This window comes from Bacteroides fragilis (assembly GCF_019583405.1).
GTDB classification, from domain to species: Bacteria; Bacteroidota; Bacteroidia; order Bacteroidales; family Bacteroidaceae; genus Bacteroides; species Bacteroides fragilis_B.
In genome coordinates, this window is record NZ_SZUU01000003.1 from 103,271 (window position 1) to 126,716 (window position 23,446).

The following is a 23,446-nucleotide window of genomic DNA, read 5'->3' on the forward strand; positions in this document are numbered from 1 at the left end:
GAGAAATTCGGGCGGCTTTCCTTTTTTGATGTACGTACAATGCGATTATGATTTAACAGAAAAGGGACATCCTCACGGACCTCCCTTCCCTTTTTTTCCTTTTTTAAACCTTATGTAGTTGCTATAAATCTCTTACCGCAACATCTTATTATTATACTAAAAATCAATACTTAGTAAAATTCTATATTATTATACTTCGTTCCTATTGGAAAACTTTTACTCCAGTGCTTTGCCGGCAGCCATCGGCCAATACGGGTTCTGATACATTACCGTAGTATTGATGTCTTCCGGATTGGTAGCTGTCAGTTGCATGTCTTGCAAACCGATCGGATCCAGATAGTATGCTTTGCGCCAAGTCAGACCGTCATACAACTGGTTGTTTGTTTTCGTTCTGCGAAGCGGGCGTAAATACTTGCTGTCTTCTTTCTGCGAGACATTAGCTTCTGTTGTACCATCGGCAACTACTGCCGAAACTTCTTTACCGTCTACTGTTTTTGTATAGTTCTTGTAAGCGGCATCCCAGAAGTTTACACCTTCAATGATGTAAGGCTTTGTAAGCAGCTGATCCCATGAACGCCATCTTTTCAAATCATCCCAGCGCATACCTTCACCGATAAATTCACAACGGCGTTCGCGACGGATATTGTAGAGAGTTGCATCAATCATTTTGTCACCGGAGTAGACTGCCAGGTCGTTTTCCTGTGTCAGGTCTGTAGCGGCGATTGTTTTGGTGTAATCTTCATCTACACCGGCACGGCGGCGAAGTGCTTTCCAGTATCCTTGGGCTTTGGCATCCAGCGAACCGGTCTTTTCGTAGCAGGCTTCCATGTAATTCAGGTTAGCTTCTGCCGCGCGGAAAATAATGCAAGCATTGCTTCCCAACAATTCGTCACTCTTACTCTGATCGTCATCGTATGTATAGGCTTTGCGTGGGCGATATCCTGTTACATCACGAGTCTGTTCCTGTTCTGAAATGATACCTGGTTTTTCGAAGTGGATCACTACGCCCGTATCAGCCACTGCCGTATTCTTGGTATCAGTAAGTAACGCATCTTTTTCACCCCATACAAACAATTGCAGACGTTCGTCGCGGTCTTGTTTTTCTTCTGAGATGGTAACGTCTCCATGATAGCCTGAGCCGGAAGCATAGATAGGTAAACCGTTCTTCATTACGAAACTATTGATAAGTGCGCGAGTGAGTCCGGTGCGGTCACCGTTCTTCAAACGTGCCGGAACGCAATGGGAAACACTCAATGATTTGATATATTGTTTCCACAACAACACTTCGTTGTAACCGGAAGCATCGGGGGTACTGAACATTTCGAAATATGGATTCCAGTCATATATCTGTCCGTATTCAGGACCCATCACATGAGAATTTTCCGTCAGTGTGCCCCGATCGGCTACTGCTGCGGCAGCGTTCATGGCTTCGGTCAGGAAGAAGTCTATTTCACCTGCGATATTAAAGGTTTTACCACTGTTGTAATTCATCTTAGCACCCGGCCAATCCGTATCTCCCGGTACGCGTCCTGTCCCTTGGTGATATTTTTCAAAAGTGGCTTCAAACAGAGCGACTCTCGATTTAAATAACTGAGCCACCTGTTTGTTGATGCGTTGATTGTCTTTAAAACCCTGATCTTTCAAGCGGCTGATAGCAGTATCCAGATCTTTGAGAATAAAACGGGCCACCTCGTTACGGGGTGCACGTTTGCTGTTTTCAATCAATACTTCGTTCTGGTCCGGCAATACTTTTTCAATAATTGGATAATCTCCGAATTTCACTAAAGCATTGTAGTAGGCCAGTGCCCTGAAAAAATAAGCTTCACCAATGTAATGGCTCAACTCTTCGGCAGAGCCTTGGATGGTACCGGCTTCTTCTTTAGGTAACACTTGCTCAAGCAAATAGTTCCAGGTACGAATACGATTCAGCGGGGTTTGTATTGTTTTACCTTCACTTACTTGCCAGTTGCCTGCAAAGTAATTCAGGTTACTTTCATCAGCCAACAGGTTGTCCGTGTTGGCATCATTGCGTTGTACACCCGAGTTCCATGCTGTCTGATGATACATTTTGGTACCATTGGAGTTTTCAAGATAGTCATTATAGTAATTAATGATATAGCTTCCTACCTGGTCCACCGTAGTGAAGTAGGCTTCCGGAGTCACTTGGCTGAGTGGTGCCCGATCCAGGAAGTCTTCACACGAAGTCATTACCAATCCGCCCATTCCTATTAATGAGCAGAAGTATATATGTTTTAATTTTAGTCCCATAGTTCGTTCGATGAATTAGAAGTTAACATTTAAACCGATTGAAATAGTTCTCTGCAACGGATACAGTTTTCCATCACCCCAGTCGCTACCCAGCAATTCCGGGTCGAATACACCACTGATATCAGATAACGTCAGCAGATTGTCTCCTGATACATAGATACGTACCGATTCCATAGCGGCTTTCTTGGTCCATGTTTTCGGCAAAGTATATCCGATTTGCATGTTCTTCAGACGGCAATAAGCAGCATTTTGCAGATAACCGCTTTGCGTACGCTGGTTTTTGTCGGTGTTGAAGTAAGGTTTCGGATAGTAAGCACCTGTGTTGGCTCCCAGAGGGTCACCTTCCGGACGCCAGTAGTCCATGTGCTCTGTGAAGGCGGCAGATTGCCATTGTCCGTCGCCAACAGCTCCCCAGAAGTATGGGCCGTCCAGCCAGTAGTCTCTTTTCATTACCCCTTGCAGGAAGATAGAGAAGTCGAGGCCTTTCCAGGATCCGTCCAGTGTTAAACCAAAGTTGTAGCGCGGAGTATTATTGCCGATTACCTTCAGGTCACCGTGGTCGTTCAGTGTGTTTGAGCCGTTGTTGACACCGTCTTTACCGTCGATATTGCCATACATGATGTCACCTGCACCCCAGGCTGTTCCCCAGTTTGGTGTACCGCCATTTGCCAGATGTTTATCCATTTCTTCCTGGCTTTGTGCGATTCCTACTGTTTCGTATCCCCAGATATCTCCAAGAATCTTACCGCCATAGTGTTTATCCAGAGACATTGTCGGATTCGGATACTTCAGGATTTTACGCATGTTGTCCGACAGTACAAAACGAACACCGTAGTTGAATTGTTGAACACGGTCTCTCCATGAGAGTTCGAGTTCCCATCCGTAAGACTTCATGTCACAGTTGTTGATGGCAGGAGCGCTGGCACCCAAAACAGAAGGCAGTGTAGGAGCCGGGCCGATCATGTCGTAAGTGTAACGGTTGTAGTAGTCAAACGAACCGGTCAAGCGGTTATTGAACAATCCCCAGTCGAGACCTACGTTCCATGATTCGATGGTTTCCCATGTCATCAAGCTGCTAACAATGCCCGGAAGACCTGCTGTGTTCTGTTTTTTACCACCCAGCAACCATCCTGAAGAGGCTGTTCCGGTTGGCATATTCTGATAGAACGGATACCATGCGTCTGTATTGTCCGTATTATTGTTACCGAGCTGTCCCCAAGAACCTCTCAGTTTCAATGTGCCGACCACTTTGGTCAACGGTTCGAAAAATGTTTCGCGTGCAATGTTCCATCCGGCAGAGAATGAAGGGAAGAGTCCCCAGCGTTTGTCACCGATAAAGCGGGAAGAACCGTCGTAACGTAAGTTAGCTTCCAGCATATAACGTTCTTTGTAGCTATAGTTGACACGTCCGAAGAAACCGGCGATAGCTCTTTCACGTTGCCATGCGCTGGCCTTTTTGTTGTCTTGAGTCAATCCCAGTGAGGGAACTTCCGGACTGATCAGATCTGTACCGAAACCGGTCAGGCCGCTTGGACGATAAAGTTCGGCATTGAAACCACCCATAACTTTAAAGTAATGATCGCCCAGTGTTTTGGTGAAGTCCGAATAGATGTTGGTAGAGAAGTAGTCTTCGTCTTCACGTGAATCCTGCACTTCCGAATAACCTGCGGCACCACCGTTCCAAGAAAGAAGATATGGTTCGTTGTTTACATCGTAAGCATAAATAGGCAATACAGCCCAATGTTGTTTGCGGATATATGTGCGCATACTTCCTTCTGCCACGATGCGCCAGTCTTTAATCGGTTCGAAAACAGCCTGTAACTGTTGGGTATACCAGTTCTTCTGGCTTGTCTGTTTACCTCCGTCTTCCAGCTGAACGATTTCCATGTCACGCTGGTAATGTCCATTCGGGTCAATTACCGGGCAAGTCGGCCAGCGGCGTGCAATATTGTGGAAGAATAAACCGGTCAGGTATGTCGGGCGGTGATAGTCCTCACGTGTCCATTTGCTGGTATAATTCAAAGTGACCCAGTCTGTCAGTTTTGCCGAGATTTTTGCATTCAGGGTGTAACGGTTGAATTTGTCTTCACCATGTTTCAGCAAGCCGGTCTGGTCAAGGAAACTTCCACTGATCATGTAAGTCAGTTTCTCAGTACCTCCACTGATGCTGAGGTTATGTTCTGTAGAAGGTACCCAGTCGCGGTAAAACTCGGAGAACCAGTCAGTATTGGCAAAAGCACCGCCGTAGTTTTGCCACTTCCCATCGGTTCCGGCCACGGTTCCGTAATATTCGGGTTGTGTCGGGTCGGTGTATTTTCCATCGATGTAGTTTTTAATTCTGGTCATGGCATCGTCGTTAAACACCGGATTACCTCCACCGTTTGTACTTGCTCTGTTAAAGTATTGTGCGAATGTATAAGAGTCTACCATTTCGGGTACTTGGATCGCGTCCGAGAAACGTACATTACCCGAGTAGTTGACTCTGGTTTTACCAGCTTTACCGCTTTTGGTTGTGATCATGATAACACCAAACGAAGCACGTGCACCATAAATAGAAGAGGAGGCAGCATCTTTCAATACCGAAATATTTTCAATATCATTTGGATTTACTGTGTTCATATCGCCTTCGATACCGTCAATCAGCACTAACGGACTGCCACTTGAACCTTCGCCTATGGTACCACCACCGCGGATATTGATATTCAGGCTACTGTCCAGAGTACCACCACTGCTTCCCACTGACATGTTTAATCCCGGGATTACACCTTGAAGTGCTTGAGATACGTTTTGTACCGGACGAGACTCAATCACTTTAGAGTCCACCATGCTGACAGAACCGGTCACATTGACCTTTTTCTGTGAGCCATAACCCACTACGACCACTTCATCCAACTGTTGTGAATCTTCTTTCATCGTAATGTTGATAGGAGAGCCGTCTACCTTCACTGTGACGGTTTTGTAACCGATAAATGAAATTTCAATTGTGCTTCCTTTAGGGGCGTCGATAGAGAATTTTCCATTCAGGTCCGTGATTGTACCTGTATTGTTTGCCAGGACTTTTACGGATACGCCGATCATGGGTTCTCCGGTTTCGTCCACTATTGTACCTTTTACTTTGGTGTTGGCTTGTTGTACAGTTTCAATTCCGTGTTCTTCGTAAGTATTGGCTGCTGCTTGCTGCGGTGTAGCACACCATAGCATGATAGAAGCAGCGATTGCCATTTTCAGGCGATTTGTTTCTCGAAACCGGATTAGGTTCGGAAACAGGTTAGTTTTTTCTGTCATACACTAAATTGTTCGGTTAAACATAAATTTGAATAGTTTGTTTTTAGGTTTTCCGATGGAGCTTGGTCGCTTCGGAGTTTGAGTTAAAAGTTTCTTTCTGTTTTTTTATTTCATAAGCTTATCGAATTAGGGTTATTGTATTTCTCCTGTATTTCCTTTCTCGTTTTTCTCCTCTCTGAACTGTGCTGATAATGCCAATCTCTTTCAGTTTTTATTAAGTATTCCAGGTACTTAATAGATCATGAAGCATTAAACTTGTTTATCGAAGTTCCAGACACGACTAAAATCATAATTTATTTAATCCCTGAATTTTATTTTGTCTTCTCTGTTTTGAGATTTGCCTGTTAGAAACCGAATTATGGGCTTTTAGCGATAACATTGTGTATTACTAATAGTCTACTTTGTTTTGTGAATAGTTGAGTCTTTTATAAAACCCGAGAACATATTTTATGATATAAATAAAAAAAAGCTTTTAAATTTATCGTTTATTAAAAGTTCTTCTTATCTTTGCCTCGAAACAGAGTGACTTGTTATGAATACAATGTATTTGTTAACTTAATATTAGGTAAAGATATTCTGGACCGTTAATTATAGATAAGTACCTGGAAAACTATGGCGTTTTTTTTATTTTTCTTGAATTACTTCTCTTTTTTTATTTCCACGACCAATCTCTCTTATCTTCAATCCCGATAAACAATTGTGAATAATATATCTGCTCTTATGGACTACTGATATGGACAGGGCAGGAGACTCTGTAAATGCAACCGGCATTAACGACGAATGCTGCCGTCATTTAAGGTGACAGACGGTTGCTTTAATAATCCGGCCTTTGTGGCGACGGAAGTGGCTGTTATGTGTAATAAAGACCCTATTTCAGTGTATTTTTTGTGGTTTCGGTCTTTTCTTTGCACACTTTTCATGCTTTTATGCAGAAAATCTATATCTTTGCAACCTAATTTAACATTAAAAGGTATGAGTTACAATTTGTTGAAAGGAAAAAGAGGTATTATTTTCGGTGCATTAAACGAGCAGTCTATTGCCTGGAAAGTAGCCGAAAGAGCCGTTGAAGAAGGTGCTGTTATTACATTATCAAATACTCCTGTTGCTGTCCGCATGGGACAGGTTTCTGCTTTGTCTGAGAAGTTGAATTGCGAAGTGATTGCTGCAGATGCCACTAACGTAGAAGATTTGGAGAACGTATTTAAACGCTCGATGGAAGTTCTCGGTGGTCAGATTGATTTTGTATTGCACTCTATCGGTATGTCGCCGAACGTTCGTAAGAAACGTACTTACGATGATCTCGACTATAATATGTTGAATACTACCCTGGATGTTTCAGCTGTTTCATTCCATAAAATGATTCAGGCTGCCAAGAAACAAAACGCAATTGCCGAATACGGTTCTATCGTGGCATTGAGCTATGTAGCTGCACAGCGTACTTTCTATGGATACAACGATATGGCTGACGCTAAGGCGTTGCTCGAGTCTATTGCCCGCAGCTTTGGTTACATTTATGGCCGTGAGCATAATGTGCGTGTAAATACGATTTCTCAGTCGCCTACCTTTACCACAGCCGGTTCCGGTGTGAAGGGTATGGACAAACTGTACGATTTTGCCAACCGTATGTCTCCGCTGGGCAATGCTTCTGCTGATGAGTGTGCAGATTATTGCATCGTAATGTTCTCTGATCTTACCCGTAAGGTGACCATGCAGAACCTGTTCCACGATGGTGGTTTCTCGAGTGTTGGTATGAGTCTTCGTGCTATGGCTACTTATGAAAAGGGGCTGGACGAATATAAAGACGAAAACGGTAATATCATTTACGGTTAAGGCTATGAAAATGCGGAAGGACTATATTCTCCTTGTTTTGTTAAGCCTGCTTTTCGTATCCTGCCGGATGGGGAAGGCGGAGCCTGTAGCAGATCCAATGGAGGAAGAGGGTATTTCCGTAGTCAGATATGATAAGCTGTTGGACGAATACGTTCGTTTCAACAGCTTTTCTGCTTTACAAAAAATGAATCTGGAATATTCTCTGCCTACTAAACTGCTGATTGAGGATGTATTGGTCATCGGGCAGGTAAGTGATGACCATATATTCCAGAGGCTGAAAACTTTCTATTCGGACACCACTCTGATTCGTCTGATAGAGGATGTGGAAAACAGATATCCCGAATTGGGATCCGTTGAGAAAGAATTGACCAAAGGTTTCAGAAAACTGCAGAAGGAAGTGCCGGATATCATGATTCCCATGATATACACACAAATTTCGGCATTCAATGAATCTATCGTTCTGTCCGACAGCGTACTGGGCATCAGCCTTGACAAGTATATGGGTGAAGATTATCCGCTTTACAAGCGTTACTATTATCCTTATCAGCGGCGCACTATGCGTCCCGACCGGATTGTACCCGATTGTCTGGTGTTCTATCTGATGAGCCAGTATCCTTTCCCGATGGATTATTCCCGTACACTGCTCGATGTGATGATGCACTTCGGTAAAATCAATTATGTAGTGCAGCACCTGTTAGATTATTCTTCCTCGGAAGAAGCATTAGGTTATTCGGATATAGAAAGAGAATGGTGCAAAGAGAACCAGCAGCAGGTGTGGAGATATATTCTTGAAAAAGATCATCTGCATGCAACAGATCCGATGGTGGTACGCCAATATACCCGTCCGGCTCCTTTCACCAATACTCTGGGTGAGAACATGCCTTCGATGGTGGGTACTTGGATTGGTACAAAAATCATCACTTCGTATATGAAACATCATAAAAAAACAACTTTACGGCAATTGCTTGAGATGAACGATTACGAACGTATGTTCACTGAATCTCGTTTTAATCCGTAACATTCTTATTATAAAAATCCCTTGTTCATGGATACCGCTCTCTATCTTTTGCCCGTTACATTGGGCGACACTCCCATCGAGTCTGTATTACCACCCTACAATAAAGAAATTATTCTGGGCATCAGGCATTTTATTGTCGAAGATGTCCGTTCGGCCCGCCGTTTCCTGAAAAAGGTAGATCGTGAGATTGACATCGATTCGCTCACCTTTTATCCCTTAAACAAGCACACTTCTCCTGAAGATATTTCCGGTTACCTGAAACCGTTGATCGGTGGATTGTCTATGGGAGTGATTTCGGAAGCCGGTTGTCCGGCTGTTGCCGATCCGGGAGCTGATGTCGTGGCTATTGCGCAACGTAAGAACCTGAAGGTAGTCCCGTTGGTGGGCCCTTCGTCTATCATTCTTTCTGTGATGGGATCGGGATTTAACGGACAAAGCTTTGCCTTTCACGGATATCTGCCTATAGAGCCGACTGAGCGTGCCAAAAAGCTCAAAGCTCTTGAACAACGGGTATATGCCGAACATCAGACACAGTTGTTTATAGAAACGCCCTACCGGAATAATAAGATGGTGGAGGATATTTTGCATAACTGCCGTCCGCAAACACGTCTTTGCATTGCAGCGAATATCACTTGTGAGGGCGAGTACATCCGCACCAAGACCATCAAAGAGTGGCAGGGAAAAGTGCCCGATCTGGCTAAGATACCTTGTATTTTTCTCTTATACCAATAACCTGTTTCAGGTGTTCATATTCCAACTCAAAGCATTCGCCGAAGAAGTGGGTGCCTAAGTTGTGTTCTATCTGTTGGAAAGTCCACAGTTTTCCTCCTTTGAACCGTGGATCGCAGAGGATAGAATCATCTTCCATGTCGACAATAAACAGATAAATCAGACGGTTGGTCTGTGCATTTTCGAAATGATAGGAGATGGTAAATGTCGGTTTCAGATCCGAAGCTTTTGGGAAAGCATTACTCAATAAACGGTTGGCACCTTCGGCCAGCGTCTCTCCGTACCGGAGGTAACATTCCATCGGTATATCCACTTTGAACTTATCGAGAATACAGCTTTGCGGACGATTGCAAAGAAATAGCATGCCGTGGGTAGAAACGGCAATGCGTATTACCGGGTTGATATAAGCATTCTTGTAGTTGATAGCTTCTACAGCCAGGCTTTTTCCAATTACGTCGCCACGAGTGTTGACGATGGGCACGTATTCTGTATGGGCCATTACATGATTAAAATAACGGATGCCTATCTGGTTGAACAGAATGCTGAGGATAAATATGGCAGGCGGCAATATGTGGTAAAGCACTAACGTGGAAGTCGGGGTGAGAGGGTGTGCTATCAGGATAGTCAGACTGATAACGGCAAAGTGCAGAATACCCAGAATCAAAACAACCCGTGCCGATACGACAGCCGATTCCGCTCCCTGGGCAAACAGTCGGCGGTTGCACTGGGCACTCTGGCGCAGGTAGTGGTTAATGAACCTTCTCCTGTGTAAGAAAAGAATAACCATTGGAATCAGTATACTGACTTCAAGTGTCAGGGGCAAAGCTCCTACCGGGACAAAATCTCCGGGAATGAGACTTGCCAGAGTCAGTAGTGTCAAAATTCCCGTAGAGATATAAAGGATAAAATTGGGTATGCGCGCCCCTTTACGGGACAGGGACCTGTATGAAAAGATAAGTCCGATACCTGTACCGATATAGATTGATATGTCCTGTGTTATAAATTCGCATAAAAGGATGGAAACAATAACAGGGATAAAGCCCAATGACATATTAAATGCGGAAGAAAGTACTCCTTTGTTACCCATATGTTTTTTATTGTATTATTTTGCCGTTTACTTGTAAAACAAACAAGGAGCCTGTTATGTTCTTACTACTTCTTATTAAATCGGATATGTTTCTCCGCATGATATGATGAACGTACTAATGGTGCGCTTTCTACTTGTTCGAATCCCTTTTTGAGCCCTGTTTCTTTATAGATGGCGAATTGTTCCGGGGTAATGTATGCCACAACCGGATAGTGTTTATGGGTCGGTTGTAGGTATTGTCCGATGGTAAGGATTTTGCAACCGACGGCAATCAAGTCGTCCATTAACTCCTCCACTTCGGCAGGAGTTTCGCCCAAACCGACCATAATACCCGATTTGGCTGTTGTACCGCTCTCGGCTATCTGACGGATCACCTCCAGGCTGGTGTGATAATTGGCCGCACTACGCACTTGTGGGCTGATACGTTTTACGGTTTCCATATTGTGGGAAATGATTTCCGGACCGGCTTCTATCACTTGGGTAACCAGTTCTTTGCGCCCCTGGAAGTCGGGGATCAGTACTTCGGTGGTCGTTTCCGGATTCAGGCGTTTGATTTCACGAATTGTTTGCGCCCAATGGGCGGCGCCCAAGTCGGGTAGATCATCGCGGTCCACCGATGTGATGACTGCATGTGAAAGCTTCATCAAGGCAACCGATTCTGCAACGTGCAACGGTTCGTCAGGGTCCAGAGGCAAAGGACGACCGGTCCGGGTATTACAGAATTTGCAACTGCGGGTACAGATGTCACCGGCAATCATGAACGTGGCCGTACCTTTTCCCCAGCACTCGCCCATGTTAGGGCAGCGCCCGCTGCTGCAAATGGTGTGCAGGCAGTGCGATTCGACAATACGTTTGGTTTCCGTATAGCGTTCGTTGGCTCCGATACTGATCTTAAGCCATTCGGGTTTGCGTACCCGTTGATCGTTTCCCATATGATAGTACTGTTTTGTTTAATGATAGAGAGGCTGTCTCAAAAGTTATATTCACCACAGATTACACAGATTAACACAGTATTAGTTTTCAAATCGTTGATTATCAACATGAATAATCTGTATTAATCTGTGTAATCTGTGGTGAACTCTGACATCTCTTCGAACGATTTCTTATAAATTGTTCAGGAAAAAGTTCGTTAACCTCGTATACAGATGATTCCGGGTATTTCCGCCATAAATGCCGTGATTCCGGTTGGTGTATACCTGCATGTCGAACTGTTTTCCAAGCTGTACCAGGTGTTCGGCATATTCGGTACAGTTCTGGAAGTGAACATTGTCATCTGCCATACCGTGTACCAAAAGCAGGTTTCCATGCAAGTTGTCTGCACGACTGAATGCTGAAGCAGCTTTGTAGCCTTCGGCATTTTCTTTCGGAGTACGCATGAAGCGTTCGGTATATACAGTATCGTAATATTTCCAGTCTGTAGGTGCGGCAACAGCGACTCCGGCTTTAAATACCGGTGTACCTTCGCTCATACTCATGATGGTCATGTATCCGCCGAAGCTCCATCCCCAGATGCCGATGCGTCCTTTGTCCACATAAGGCAGGCCACCCAGATATTTGGCAGCTTCCACTTGGTCTTTTGCCTCTTTTACGCCCAGGTTCAGATAGGTGCACTTCTGGAATTCGCTTCCACGGCCTCCTGTGCCGCGACCGTCCACACAAGCCACTACGTAGCCAAGACTTGCCATGTATGTTTCCCAGCTGATTCCCCATTTGTCCAGAACCTGTTGCGAACCCGGACCGCTATACTGGAACATCAGTACCGGATAGCGTTTTGAAGGATCGAAGTTCACAGGTTTCATCATCCATCCGTTCAGGTCCACTCCTTCTGTGGTCTTGAAAGTGAAGAATTCCTTTTGCGGTATGGCATATCCAGCTAACTTTTCTTTCAGTTTATCATTGGTCACCAGAGTTTTCAATACTTTACCCGTATTGTCATTCAGTGTAATCAGCATCGGAGTATCGAGGCTGGTAAACTTGTTCATAAAATATTTCATCGAACTGCTGAAGATCGGGCTGTTGGTTCCTTGCTGATTGCTCAGTTTCACCTTCTTGCCTTTACGGTCTATCTTGTATACAGCCTGGCGCATCGGACTCTCTTCGTTGCTGGTGTAATAGAACTCGTTGGTATCCGGATTCCATCCGATGAAGCTTTTTACTTCATAATTGCCGCTGGTCACCTGCTTAATCAGGTTGCCGTTCATGCTATACCAGTACAGGTGCGGATATCCGCTCTTGTCGCTTACAAAACTGAAATTGTCCGGATAGAACCGGATGTTGTCGAATACGTTCTCGTTGATGTAATAAGGAGATTCATCACGTAAAGCCAGCTTGCATACTGTACTGCGGGGATCGGCAAAATACATGTCGAAGCGGTTTTGATGACGGTTCAGCGTCATAATGGCCAGTTTGTTCGGATCTTGTGTGAAACGGATGCGTGGGATATAACCATCGGCGTCTATCGGCAGTTTTACCTGACGGGTCACTTTTGATTTGATGTCGAACGTATGTACCGATACCTTAGAGTTGGGATAACCTGCCTTGGGATATTTGTACGTATACTCGCCCGGGTAGTCCTGCAACGCATTGTTGCGTGGAGCCTCGCCGGCAAACAGCGGGAAAGTGTATGATGGCACTTCCGACTCGTCGAAGCGTACATAAGCCAGCATGGTATTGTCGGCATTGAACTCCAAGGCACGGTTGAAACCGAACTCTTCTTCATATACCCAATCGGGAATACCGTTCAGCACGCTGTTCAGTTTGCCGTCTTCCGTCACCTGAGATTCACTGTTGCCATACAGGAGCTTCACCAGGAAGATGTTATTGTCGCGGACAAATGCCACCAGATTGCCGTCCGGTGAGAATACCGGAGCTTGTTGCGGGCCGCCGTCCGAAAGTTTTTCTACGATATTGTTGGTAGTAACCCCTTTGTCGTTCCGTTTCACCGGATACAGATAGTGGACTGCCGTATAAGAGTGACGGTAGATAGGGGTTGTTTCCGTTGCAATCAGAATTTTTGATCCGTCCGGTGAAAACTGATAGCTGTCGAATTTCTTGAAAGGACATTTGCGAGCTTTGGCCACATCGAATACCACTTCCACCGGTTCACCCGTGCGGAAGGAATATTTCACGATTTGTGTGCCTTCGGCATTTCTTTGTGTGTAGTGTTCTCCGTCCGGCATGGGAACCACACCATAGATGTTTTCGGGACTGAACTTGCCTGAGTTGATCTCTTTCAGGTCGAGCGCTTTGCCTTCTTGTGCGAAGCCGGCAAGGCAGCACAGACAGAAAAACAGAAAAATGAATTTTCTTTTCATTGGCTTTAGATGATTTTTAGGTTGTTTCTATAGTGCCGGCAAAGGTAAGGATAAACGGTGAGCCTTCAAAACGAGAGGGTTAAAATATCTGTGAAATAGCGTTCGGAAACGAAAAAAACAGAGCCTCTGTTAGCTCCGGGCAGAGGCTCTTCCGGGAACAAACAGAGCTTCCGGAGAGCAGAAACGGAGGCTCCGTTCCGGACGTTGGAAACACGGGAAGTGGGCCAGACTCCGAGCCACCTCTCAAACAGTGCTGTATCCTTTTATTCATGGGTGTTTGAGCGTGTTTGAAAAACTGACTGAAATCGATTGGTGGGCCATATAATAAATACTAACAAAAAAAGATATATAAATATATCAGTTCAGATCGTGCGCAATTGGTGAGAAATGGTTCCGGATTTGTCGGGAGTTATCCCCCTTTCATCGGTTTTGCTACCGTTATTGACGAAAAAGCCTTTCCGGGTGGTGGCAAATAACCTATCTTTGTGGACGAAGATTAAATGAAATAATTAACAATGAAATGATATATGGAAAAGAAAGAGTTTTCATCTCCCGCTCGGAGATACGGTAAGTTTTTTATTGCCTTTATTTTTATAACGGCAGGAGTGCTTCTACTGGTCCGTAATCTGGGATGGATTACTTATGCCCTGTTTGACCTATTGGTGTCCTGGCAAATGCTTCTGATTCTTTTAGGAGTATACCTGATGTTGCGTCGTCAGATTCTGCGGGGATTGATTCTGGTTGGCATCGGGGCCTATTTAATAAGTCCGTATCTGGGATGGTTTCCGGCGGGAGTTCATATCACTCTTTTCCCGATTATATTGATCGTTATTGGACTCGCTTTTTTATTCAGGTCGAAACGTGCCCGGCACGAACGGATGCGGAGGGGAAACTTTGCCAGCAGCCAATATAACTCTACGGATGGAGTGCTTCACTCGGAGAATACCTTCAGCGGTATCAGGCAGGTGGTGCTCGATGAATTCTTTAAAGGCGGGACGATACAGAACTCGTTTGGCGGGACGGTTATTGACCTGCGGCGCACGACCCTTCCCGAAGGCGAAACGTTTCTCGATATTGATTGTACATTTGGTGGAATAGAAATTTATGTGTCTTCCGATTGGAAAGTAGTGTTTCGGTGTAACACCTGCCTGGGCGGATGTCAAGACAAACGTTTTGGTGGAGGTGTGATCGACCAGAACCGGATATTGGTCATCCGGGGCGACTTGACATTCGGAGGTGTTGAAATAAAAAGTTGAAAATAAAACATGGATATACATCCTATACAAGAATCTTCCCGACGGTGGATGACGGCATTGATACTGGCCGTTGCCGCAGCAGGGATACAAACAGCATTACTTTGGGGCTATGCCGGAGCCGATACGCTTCCGGCTGCAATAGACGGCTTTTTATCGGTCGGTTTGCTTTGCCTCCTGGCCTATCTGGCATGGTATGTCATCGGCCTCGTCTCTATATTGCAAACAGATCTGCTGATAGCCGCCTTGGCGCTGCTTTTTTGGCTGGCGGGAGGCTTTGCCGTGCAATATGTGATGGAACAGAACCTGGGACAAGTCTATGCGTCTTTCGGAGAGACGCTCCCTTTCCGCATATTGTTCGGAGCATTGGCTTGGGGAGTGATGATGTTGTGGTATCGTTTGCAGTCGTTGAGCACTGTTCAGGAGGAGATATTAGAAGAGGCTGTTTCAAGAGAAGAAGCCCTTCGTGAAGAACTGAAGCAGGCCGGATGCCGCGAAGAGAAAGCGTCGCCGGAAGAGGCGGAATGCATTGACCGCATCACGGTGAAAGACGGTACGCATATTCATCTGATCTGTACCGACGAATTGCTGTACATACAGGCATGTGGCGATTACGTCACATTAGTGACCCCTTCGGGACAATATGTCAAAGAGCAGACGATGAAGTACTTCGATGCCCATCTGCCGTCGGCCGGATTTGTGCGCGTACATCGCTCTACGATAGTAAACGTGACACAAATATCACGAGTGGAACTCTTCGGGAAAGAGAACTATCAACTCTTACTGAAAAATGGGGTCAAGCTGAAAGTGAGTAACTCCGGATATAAGCTGCTGAAAGAACGGTTGGAGTTATAACAACTCCTGTCAGGTAATAAACAGAAGAGGGTGTAGCCATACGAAGCGGATGGCTACACCCTTTTGTGCCCGGGGCTACACCCTTTCTTCCGGATGGCTACACCCTTTCGTCAGAAGAGACATTTCATGTAGCATGATCAATACTTTCTTTGCTTATATAATCTTTTTATATACTTTCTCAGATCTTTTAATTGGACATTATATTTCTTCTCTATCTCTATTGTGCTTATAAGAAATAACAGAACAAAACAATTAGTATAAACATCTTTTAAGTCGAAAACAAAATTGAAGTACAATTTGAAATGGAGAAAATCCAGTATACCTTTTCCCCATACCAGTATGCCTAAATATGCACAAATTATTGCTGCCGTAAAAAAGCTAATTGATACATCGAGAGTTTTGTTAAGCGGATCTATACTTTTGAAAAATTTATATCCCATAAATAGAATAAACCAAATTATTGCAAATAGTATAATGTGGAATAATAAACCTGCATCCATTCCCGTATTCTTATAAACAGAGTCGTTTACAAAGCTATATTTACTATTGAAAGTAGGTTGAAAGTCTAATATTTTAGGTATGATTTCAAAATTAGTATTCATAAATGAGGTATATATAATCAACTTAACACCTTGATCAATTAACACCAATACTACGATTAACAATATGATATTACGTGTTTTCATATAAATTCAATGAGTTGTATGGAGGCGAAGATACAGAAAAAAGTGGATAACAACCCTTTCCTATAACTTTTTTCGTATATTTGTACTGTTTACAAAAGCATAATATTCTATGACTGAATCGGCTCCGATGCCTTTATACAACGAGTTTACTTTCTTTCTGAAAAAATATTTTCCTTACAAGGTACAGAAGATATCTCTTAATGCGGGTTTTACATGTCCCAACCGGGACGGAACGAAGGGGCTGGGAGGCTGTACATATTGTAATAACCAGACATTCAATCCCGAATACTGCAAAACGGAGAAATCCGTCATCCGGCAACTTGAAGAGGGGAAGCAGTTCTTTGCCCATAAATATCCGGATATGAAATATCTGGCTTATTTTCAGGCTTATACCAATACTTATGCCGAACTTGAAGGACTGAAACGGAAATACGAAGAAGCTCTGAGCGTAGATGGTGTAGTGGGATTGGTCATCGGTACACGTCCCGATTGCATGCCGGATCCTCTGCTGCATTATCTGGAAGAGTTGAATAAACGCTCTTTCCTTTTGGTGGAGTATGGCATTGAAACCACCCGGGATGCTACACTCAAACGTATTAACCGGGGGCATACCTATGCCGATACGGTAGAAGCCGTTCAACGGACCGCAGCTTGTGGTATTTTAACCGGGGGGCACGTCATTCTCGGTCTTCCGGGAGAGAGCCGCGAAGAGATCATAGCCCAGGCGGCAGAGTTGTCACGTTTGCCCCTGACCACTCTCAAAATGCATCAGTTGCAGCTGATACGTGGCACGAAAATGGCACGTGAGTTTGAACTCCATCCCGAAGATTTTCATCTCTTTAGTGTCGACGAGTATATCGATCTGGTAATCGACTATGTGGAACATCTGCGTCCCGACCTGATACTCGAACGGTTCGTTTCACAATCACCTAAAGAACTCTTGATTGCACCCGACTGGGGATTGAAGAATTATGAATTTACAGCCCGCGTGCAAAAAAGAATGAAAGAAAGAGGTGCTTATCAGGGAAAGGCATACTCGGTTTAGAAAAAAAGAACTATTTTTGCGAAGCGAATGAGTTGCGAGTTACGAGTTGCAAGTTTAGAGTGCCGTTGGGCGTTGTTACTCGTGCCCCGTAATTAATTAAACTAAAATAAAGAATGGAACAGAAAACAAGAATTAAAGGAAACGTTCATTATGTGGGAGTTAACGACCGTAACAAGCACCTCTTTGAGGGAATGTGGCCTTTGCCCTATGGAGTTTCGTATAACTCTTATCTGATTGATGATGAAATGGTGGCACTGATCGATACAGTGGATATTTGCTATTTCGAAGTATATCTTCGTAAAATCAGAAGTATCATAGGCGACCGTCCTATCAACTATTTGATTATAAATCACATGGAACCGGACCATTCAGGTTCTATCCGATTGATTAAACAGCACTATCCTGATATTGTAATCGTTGGCAATAAGCAGACTTTTGGAATGATCGAAGGTTTCTATGGTGTGACAGGCGAGCAATATCTGATAAAAGATGGTGATTTCCTTGCTCTCGGACGTCATAAACTGCGTTTTTACCTTACTCCGATGGTGCATTGGCCGGAAACGATGATGACATTCGACGAAACGGATGGTGTACTCTTTTCTGGTGATGGGTTCGGCTGTTTCGGTACGCTGGATGGCGGATTTGTGGATACACGCATGAATATCGATCACTATTGGGGCGAAATGGTACGTTATTACTCCAATATCGTCGGAAAATACGGTTCGCCCGTACAGAAAGCTTTGCAAAAACTGGGAGGACTTCCCATTTCGACCATTTGCTCTACACACGGTCCGGTATGGACCGAAAATATCACTAAGGTGGTAGGCATTTACGATAAACTGAGCCGCTACGATGCAGACGAAGGTGTGGTGATTGCTTACGGAAGCATGTATGGCAATACCGAACAGATGGCGGAGGCCATTGCTGCCGAACTGTCGGCCCAGGGAATTAAAAACATTGTGATGCACAACGTCAGCAAGAGCAATCCTTCTTATATCCTTGCCGATATCTTCCGTTACAAAGGGTTGATTGTCGGTAGCCCGACTTACAGTAACCAGATTTTCCCGGAAATAGAGTCGCTTCTGTCCAAAATACTGGTACGTGAGTTGAAAGGACGTTATCTGGGCTATTTCGGTTCGTTCACATGGGCCGGTGCCGCCGTGAAACGCATGGCCGAGTTTGCCGAAAAAAGTAAATTCGAACTGGTCGGCGACCCTGTAGAGATGAAACAGGCCATGAATGATATCACCTATCAACAGTGTGAGAATCTGGCGCGTGCCATGGCCGACCGTTTAAAAAAAGACAGAGTATAAGTTACCCCTAATTTATTAACCTGATAAAAACAATCGAACATGAGACTAATCATTCAGCCGGACTATCAGTCCGTTTCTCAATGGGCAGCACATTATGTTGCTGCTAAGATCAAAGCTGCCAATCCTACTCCGGAAAAACCTTTCGTATTGGGTTGCCCCACCGGATCATCTCCTCTGGGTATGTATAAGGCACTGATCGACCTGAATAAAAAAGGAATCGTATCGTTCCAGAATGTTGTTACTTTCAACATGGACGAATATGTGGGACTGCCGAAGGAACATCCGGAAAGCTACTATTCTTTTATGTGGAACAACTTCTTCAGCCATATCGACATCAAACCGGAGAACACGAACATTCTGAATGGGAATGCTGCCGATCTGGATGCTGAATGTGCACGTTATGAAGAGAAGATCAAATCGTATGGTGGTATCGACCTGTTTATGGGAGGTATCGGTCCCGACGGTCATATCGCTTTCAACGAGCCGGGTTCTTCACTGAGTTCTCGCACTCGTCAGAAGACACTGACTACGGATACGATTATCGCTAACTCCCGCTTCTTCGATAATGATATCAACAAGGTTCCCAAAACTTCGTTGACAGTCGGAGTAGGTACTGTGCTTTCTGCCCGTGAGGTGATGATTATCGTAAACGGTCACAACAAAGCACGTGCATTGTATCATGCCGTAGAAGGTGCTATTACTCAGATGTGGACTATCAGTGCGTTACAGATGCACGAGAAAGGTATCATCGTTTGTGACGATGCTGCTACTGCCGAACTGAAAGTAGGTACTTACCGTTATTTCAAGGATATCGAAGCAGATCATCTCGATCCGCAATCGTTGCTGAAGTAATACATAAGCATAAAAATAAAGAAGAGGATAGGTCAATCGTTTTTTCGGCCTATCCTCTTCTTTTTATCGGTCTGATACATAAAGTCCGGTTGGGCGGGACTAATCTTTCAGACCGTCTTTGATCCCTTCCATTGCTTTCTCGCCTTTCTTCACAGCTTTTTGGGTACCTTCTTTCACATCTTTTGCTGCATCCTTCGCTGTGTCTTTGGCTTTCTCAAAAGCGTCTTTGGCACCCTCTTTCAAGTCATTGCCTATTTTCTTCAGCTTCAGGGCGGCATAAGTGGATTCCAGTTTTACTATCTCGTCCTTTTCGTTCGAGGTCATTTGCTCACTGAATTTGTTATAACTGTCTTTTAGCTTCGTAAATTGCTCGTCAGCTTTTTCCCAGTCGGCTTTTGTATAGTCCTGGGCGTTTTTCTGTACGCTTTCGACAAAAAGCTTGAAGCCGTCCAGATACGACTCCTTTGTTTGGCTGCATGCGGTGGCAATGGCCAGTACTAATGCAAGGAATAATACTTTCTTCATAATCAAATACTATTGTTTAGGTTTTATATATTAACACCGTGTATTTGAAAATTGTTTGCTGGGGTCAGGCTTCTTCCAGTTCCCCTTTGCCTTGCCGGACGATGGTTACCTCTCCGTCAGTACAGTTTACGATGGTCGAAGGTTCGATTCCGCCGATTCCTCCGTCGATCACAAGATCTACCTGGTCACCGAACTTCTCGTCTATCAGTTCCGGGTCAGTGATATACTCTATGTCTTCGTGTTCGTCATGAGGCAGGGTAGTGGTCATGATCGGAGCATCCAGCAGACGCGCGATCTCCCGGATGATGTGGTTGTCCGGCATACGGATGCCCACTTCCTTCCGGTTACGGAAGATTTTAGGTAACCGGTTCGTTCCGTTCAGAATAAAGGTGAAGGGACCGGGCAGGTTGCGTTTCATCAGTTTGAAGATGTTATTGTCTACCTTGGCATATTCGCTGATACTGCTCAGGTCGTAGCAGATGATAGAGAGATTGTTTTTCTTTGGGTCTATTTCCTTAATCCGGCAGATGCGCTCGATGGCACGTTCCTTCAGGCCGTGGCAACCGATGGCATACATGGTATCCGTGGGATAGATAATCAGTCCCCCGTCATTCAGCAGGTCTACAATCCGTTGCAGGTCCTGGGGATTATTGTTTTTCTCGTAAAGTTTGAGTATCATAATTGTTCGTTATTTAATCTTCTTTTTTAAGAAATCAAGTGCTTTTTCTACGGCTTTTTCCTTTACTTTTTCCTTCACGGAATCTTTATTGGCCGTAGTTGCCGAATCCAGTCCCAGTTTTTTCCCTATTTCGCTTATTGCCTTATCTGTGACTGCTTCCACTGCCTGGTTGGTCATGCTTTTCGTATCCAGTGAAACTTTGGGCGAAGAGAAAGTGCCCCCTATTTTCAGGTCGAGTGTAGTCAGTTTGGCAATATCACCCGCTGATGCCGGCAGCTTGATTTTTCCCGAGTAGTCGATGCTCTGGTCAAGTCCCGTACTTCCTGAAAGGTTCATCACATAGTCTCCTAACTTAATGTCGAACGGTTCGGTAGACACCCTTCCCTCTTTGATGGTGAAGTCCAGCGTCATGTCCTTCACTTTCATATCTTTGAGTTCAGGCTTCTTCACGGCATCGGCTATCTGGTCGATAACCTTTACACCGCTGAGGCTAAGGTCTTTGGTCGAAAGGCTGCCATTGCCTTGCATCGTATCCATGACGGGCTCCATCCGGTTGTCGAGCAAAGTCTGCACATGCATGTTGCCGGAGAAGTTTCCTTTCAGATTCTCGAAAATAGGAGCCATTTGCTGTACCATATTCAATTCTTTGTAGGCTTGTGCAAAGCTGAGTCCCTCCAGGCGGAACCCCGCATTCATCTCCGGTTTTTTTAAGTCGGCGGTAGAATAATATCCGTTCATAATAGCCTTGCCTCCCATGGTGTTCATCGACAGGTTTTTCATATCCACTTTTCCGTCTTTTACAACCAGTTTTCCATTCATATTCGTAAAGGCCATCTTGTCGAACAATACCTCTTTCAGGTTGGCATCCATCTGGAAATCGATATTGCGTGGAACCTCTATCAGGCTGGCTGCTTCATCGGGCGAAGCTGCCTGTGCCGTTTGGGTGGTACTGTCGGTTGAGACTGTCATAAAGTCGTTCAGATTGAGATGGTTCGACCGGACATTCAAGGTACCTTTCAATGTAGTGCCTTTCAGAGCATAACCCATGTAATTTTCAAATCGGCTGTCGGTAGTAAGGTCGTTCTTGCCAATAGCTACTGTGGTCTCGCTGAGTTGCAGATATTTCGGAGTGAAAGTGAACAGGGATTGTCTGATTTCTACATCAGGTATCTCTTTCATTTTTAGTTTCATGTCGCTAAGGGCGATGGTACCCGATGCGGAGAAACGGTCATATTGCTCTTTTTCGATGTACGAAAGGCGTCCGCCCATCTTCATATCTGCACGAATGGTGCCATTCAGTTCCATGTCGTCCAACGGGTATACTTGCTTGATCATTCCTAAATTAAGCACTCCCTTTGCTTCGGCTGTAAAGTCCGGATCGCTGACCGGTGTCTTTATATCGGCAGTCAGGCTAAACGGGTTGTTTGCCAGACGGAAGCTGAAAGGACGAATGTTGATTTCTGTCAGGTCGATATTACCTCCCGGGTTACGTACTTGTGCGTCAATGTTGATCTGGTCGACTCCTGCCGGCAGGGACGGATAACGGAACATGGCATTCTTTACTGATAATTGCACATCGAACCGGGGGACGGTATCACCTTGCAATACTCCTTTTGCCGTGGCTTCGAGGGTAGCGGTTCCGTCTGTTTTCAGATTCTTGAATTCTTTGGAGTAGATGGCTGGTATCAGGGACAGAATTTCCTTAAAGCCCACTTCGCTGGTATTGAGCTTCAGGTCCATGTCGATGGCAGGATCTTTCAGTTCTACCCATCCGTCGATGCCTGCCTTAATGGCGTTGAGGCGAAATTCATTCTTTTTCAGTGTGAATTTGTGATGTACGAGGTCAGCGTCCACGTCCATTTTGGCATAGATGTTGGCTTGTGAGAGGAAGGGAATACCATTCATCTTATAAGTCAGGGCTTCGGTCTCTGCTTCTAAATTGAGCAAAGTCTGGTCGCTGCCCAGGTCGCCCGAGCAAAGCGCATTGAAATTGTGTATGTCGGCATACATGGCGGACTGCCGGTCGTCATACACCACATTCATGTTCTTGATAACAAAGCGCTGAAGTTTAACCCGGAAGGGAGAAGATTCGCTGCTCTCCGATGTCTCGCTGACGGTGGCTGAATCGGGTTTCATGATATCCCAGTTGGCTTTGCCGTCAGGAAGTACGATGGCATGTAGCCAGGTATCTGTGACAGATACTTTGGAAACATCGTATCCGCTGTCTCCGAAGAGCGAAAACAGGTTAATGGCGGCAGTAACTTCACCGGCTTTCACCAGCGTGTCGTTTTCAAACGCTCCTGTTCCTTTCAGCCAAAAATCGTTTAGGGTAACGGAAGCTTTCGGGAAATTACGGAACAGACTGATGTCGAGGCTGCTGAAATCGAACCGGGCGTTCAGCATTTTGTTTCCTTCGGCTTTTACGATACCTTCAATTTTGCCACGGAAGGCAAAAGGAAGGAGAAACATCAGTATCAGGATGACACCGATGACGATTGTTGTAATTTTGAGTCCTTTTTTCATAATTGCACTGGTTGTTAGGTTGATAGTGGTAACAAAGTTAATAATAAAAGACGAGAAGTCCAAGGTGATGATGGATTATGTTTGGATAGGAGCAAGTTAAGCTCACCACAGAGTAACACGGAGTCTCACAGAAATTTTAAGTACCTATAATAAAAGATTAAAACTCTGTGAAGTTCCGTGTTAC

17 protein-coding genes are annotated in these 23,446 nt (G+C 44.8%); 8 read left to right on the forward strand and 9 right to left on the reverse strand.

Annotation, left to right across the window (positions count from 1 at the left end; all coding sequences use genetic code 11):
* Nucleotides 1–216: 216 nt before the first annotated feature.
* Together FDF36_RS07745 and FDF36_RS07750 are read right to left on the reverse strand one after the other, a co-directional pair.
* Nucleotides 217–2,268: a RagB/SusD family nutrient uptake outer membrane protein gene (locus FDF36_RS07745; RefSeq protein WP_220390952.1), complete on the reverse strand. Its 2,052-nt coding sequence runs from the start codon at nucleotides 2,266–2,268 to the stop codon at nucleotides 217–219.
* A 15-nt stretch (nucleotides 2,269–2,283) separates the two neighbouring features.
* Nucleotides 2,284–5,553 carry a SusC/RagA family TonB-linked outer membrane protein gene (locus FDF36_RS07750; RefSeq protein ID WP_220390953.1) on the reverse strand — a complete coding sequence of 1,090 codons (3,270 nt, stop codon included), beginning with the start codon at nucleotides 5,551–5,553 and terminating at the stop codon, nucleotides 2,284–2,286.
* 972 nt (nucleotides 5,554–6,525) lie between these two features.
* Between FDF36_RS07750 and FDF36_RS07755 the strand changes: the two genes are divergently transcribed.
* The 3 genes from FDF36_RS07755 to FDF36_RS07765 are packed head-to-tail and all read left to right on the forward strand — an operon-like array spanning nucleotide 6,526 to nucleotide 9,133.
* Complete coding sequence (locus FDF36_RS07755) at nucleotides 6,526–7,383, forward strand: enoyl-ACP reductase FabI (RefSeq protein ID WP_005775707.1); 858 nt, start codon at nucleotides 6,526–6,528, stop codon at nucleotides 7,381–7,383.
* A gap of 4 nt (nucleotides 7,384–7,387) precedes the next feature.
* A complete protein-coding gene (locus FDF36_RS07760) occupies nucleotides 7,388–8,401 on the forward strand; it encodes a gliding motility protein GldB-related protein (RefSeq protein ID WP_005818580.1) in 1,014 nt (337 codons plus the stop codon).
* Between the two features lie 27 nt (nucleotides 8,402–8,428).
* Nucleotides 8,429–9,133: an SAM-dependent methyltransferase gene (locus FDF36_RS07765; protein WP_195317609.1), complete on the forward strand. Its 705-nt coding sequence runs from the start codon at nucleotides 8,429–8,431 to the stop codon at nucleotides 9,131–9,133.
* Here FDF36_RS07765 and FDF36_RS07770 read toward each other — a convergent pair.
* The 3 genes from FDF36_RS07770 to FDF36_RS07780 form a co-directional block, all read right to left on the reverse strand.
* Entirely contained in the window at nucleotides 9,099–10,217 is a 1,119-nt protein-coding gene (locus FDF36_RS07770) for a hypothetical protein (protein ID WP_195317610.1), read from the reverse strand. The two genes, FDF36_RS07765 and FDF36_RS07770, sit on opposite strands and share 35 nt — an antisense overlap.
* 65 nt (nucleotides 10,218–10,282) lie before the next feature.
* The gene (gene lipA, locus FDF36_RS07775; RefSeq protein WP_195317611.1) at nucleotides 10,283–11,149 is read right to left on the reverse strand and encodes a lipoyl synthase; all 867 of its coding nucleotides are present in this window, start codon (nucleotides 11,147–11,149) and stop codon (nucleotides 10,283–10,285) included.
* 171 nt (nucleotides 11,150–11,320) lie between these two features.
* Entirely contained in the window at nucleotides 11,321–13,531 is a 2,211-nt protein-coding gene (locus FDF36_RS07780; protein ID WP_220390954.1) for a S9 family peptidase, read from the reverse strand.
* 527 nt (nucleotides 13,532–14,058) lie between these two features.
* Between FDF36_RS07780 and FDF36_RS07785 the strand changes: the two genes are divergently transcribed.
* On the forward strand, nucleotides 14,059–14,787 hold the full coding sequence (locus FDF36_RS07785) for a LiaF transmembrane domain-containing protein (RefSeq protein WP_220390955.1): 729 nt from the start codon (nucleotides 14,059–14,061) through the stop codon (nucleotides 14,785–14,787).
* A gap of 9 nt (nucleotides 14,788–14,796) precedes the next feature.
* Nucleotides 14,797–15,639, forward strand: a complete 843-nt coding sequence (locus FDF36_RS07790) for a LytR/AlgR family response regulator transcription factor (protein ID WP_005810096.1) — start codon at nucleotides 14,797–14,799, stop codon at nucleotides 15,637–15,639.
* 137 nt (nucleotides 15,640–15,776) lie between these two features.
* Here the strand turns inward: FDF36_RS07790 and FDF36_RS21580 are convergent, their stop codons facing one another.
* Nucleotides 15,777–16,325 (reverse strand): signal peptidase II, encoded by a 549-nt coding sequence (locus FDF36_RS21580; protein ID WP_475647108.1) that lies wholly within the window; start codon nucleotides 16,323–16,325, stop codon nucleotides 15,777–15,779.
* Between the two features lie 109 nt (nucleotides 16,326–16,434).
* Here FDF36_RS21580 and mnmL point away from each other — a divergent pair, with 109 nt between their 5' ends.
* The 3 genes from mnmL to nagB all read left to right on the forward strand — a co-directional run bounded on the left by mnmL (nucleotide 16,435) and on the right by nagB (nucleotide 19,535).
* Entirely contained in the window at nucleotides 16,435–17,370 is a 936-nt protein-coding gene (mnmL, locus tag FDF36_RS07795) for a tRNA modification radical SAM protein MnmL/YtqA (protein ID WP_220390956.1), read from the forward strand.
* A gap of 113 nt (nucleotides 17,371–17,483) precedes the next feature.
* Entirely contained in the window at nucleotides 17,484–18,683 is a 1,200-nt protein-coding gene (locus FDF36_RS07800) for an FprA family A-type flavoprotein (protein WP_032535652.1), read from the forward strand.
* A 39-nt stretch (nucleotides 18,684–18,722) separates the two neighbouring features.
* On the forward strand, nucleotides 18,723–19,535 hold the full coding sequence (gene nagB, locus FDF36_RS07805) for a glucosamine-6-phosphate deaminase (RefSeq protein ID WP_005775719.1): 813 nt from the start codon (nucleotides 18,723–18,725) through the stop codon (nucleotides 19,533–19,535).
* Between the two features lie 99 nt (nucleotides 19,536–19,634).
* On the opposite strand, the gene FDF36_RS07810 is transcribed toward nagB, so the two are convergent.
* The 3 genes from FDF36_RS07810 to FDF36_RS07820 all read right to left on the reverse strand — a co-directional run bounded on the left by FDF36_RS07810 (nucleotide 19,635) and on the right by FDF36_RS07820 (nucleotide 23,262).
* Nucleotides 19,635–20,060, reverse strand: a complete 426-nt coding sequence (locus FDF36_RS07810) for a DUF6565 domain-containing protein (RefSeq protein WP_005775720.1) — start codon at nucleotides 20,058–20,060, stop codon at nucleotides 19,635–19,637.
* 64 nt (nucleotides 20,061–20,124) lie between these two features.
* Nucleotides 20,125–20,739 (reverse strand): L-threonylcarbamoyladenylate synthase, encoded by a 615-nt coding sequence (locus FDF36_RS07815; RefSeq protein ID WP_005775721.1) that lies wholly within the window; start codon nucleotides 20,737–20,739, stop codon nucleotides 20,125–20,127.
* Between the two features lie 9 nt (nucleotides 20,740–20,748).
* Nucleotides 20,749–23,262 carry an AsmA family protein gene (locus FDF36_RS07820; RefSeq protein ID WP_220390957.1) on the reverse strand — a complete coding sequence of 838 codons (2,514 nt, stop codon included), beginning with the start codon at nucleotides 23,260–23,262 and terminating at the stop codon, nucleotides 20,749–20,751.
* Nucleotides 23,263–23,446: the final 184 nt, after the last annotated feature.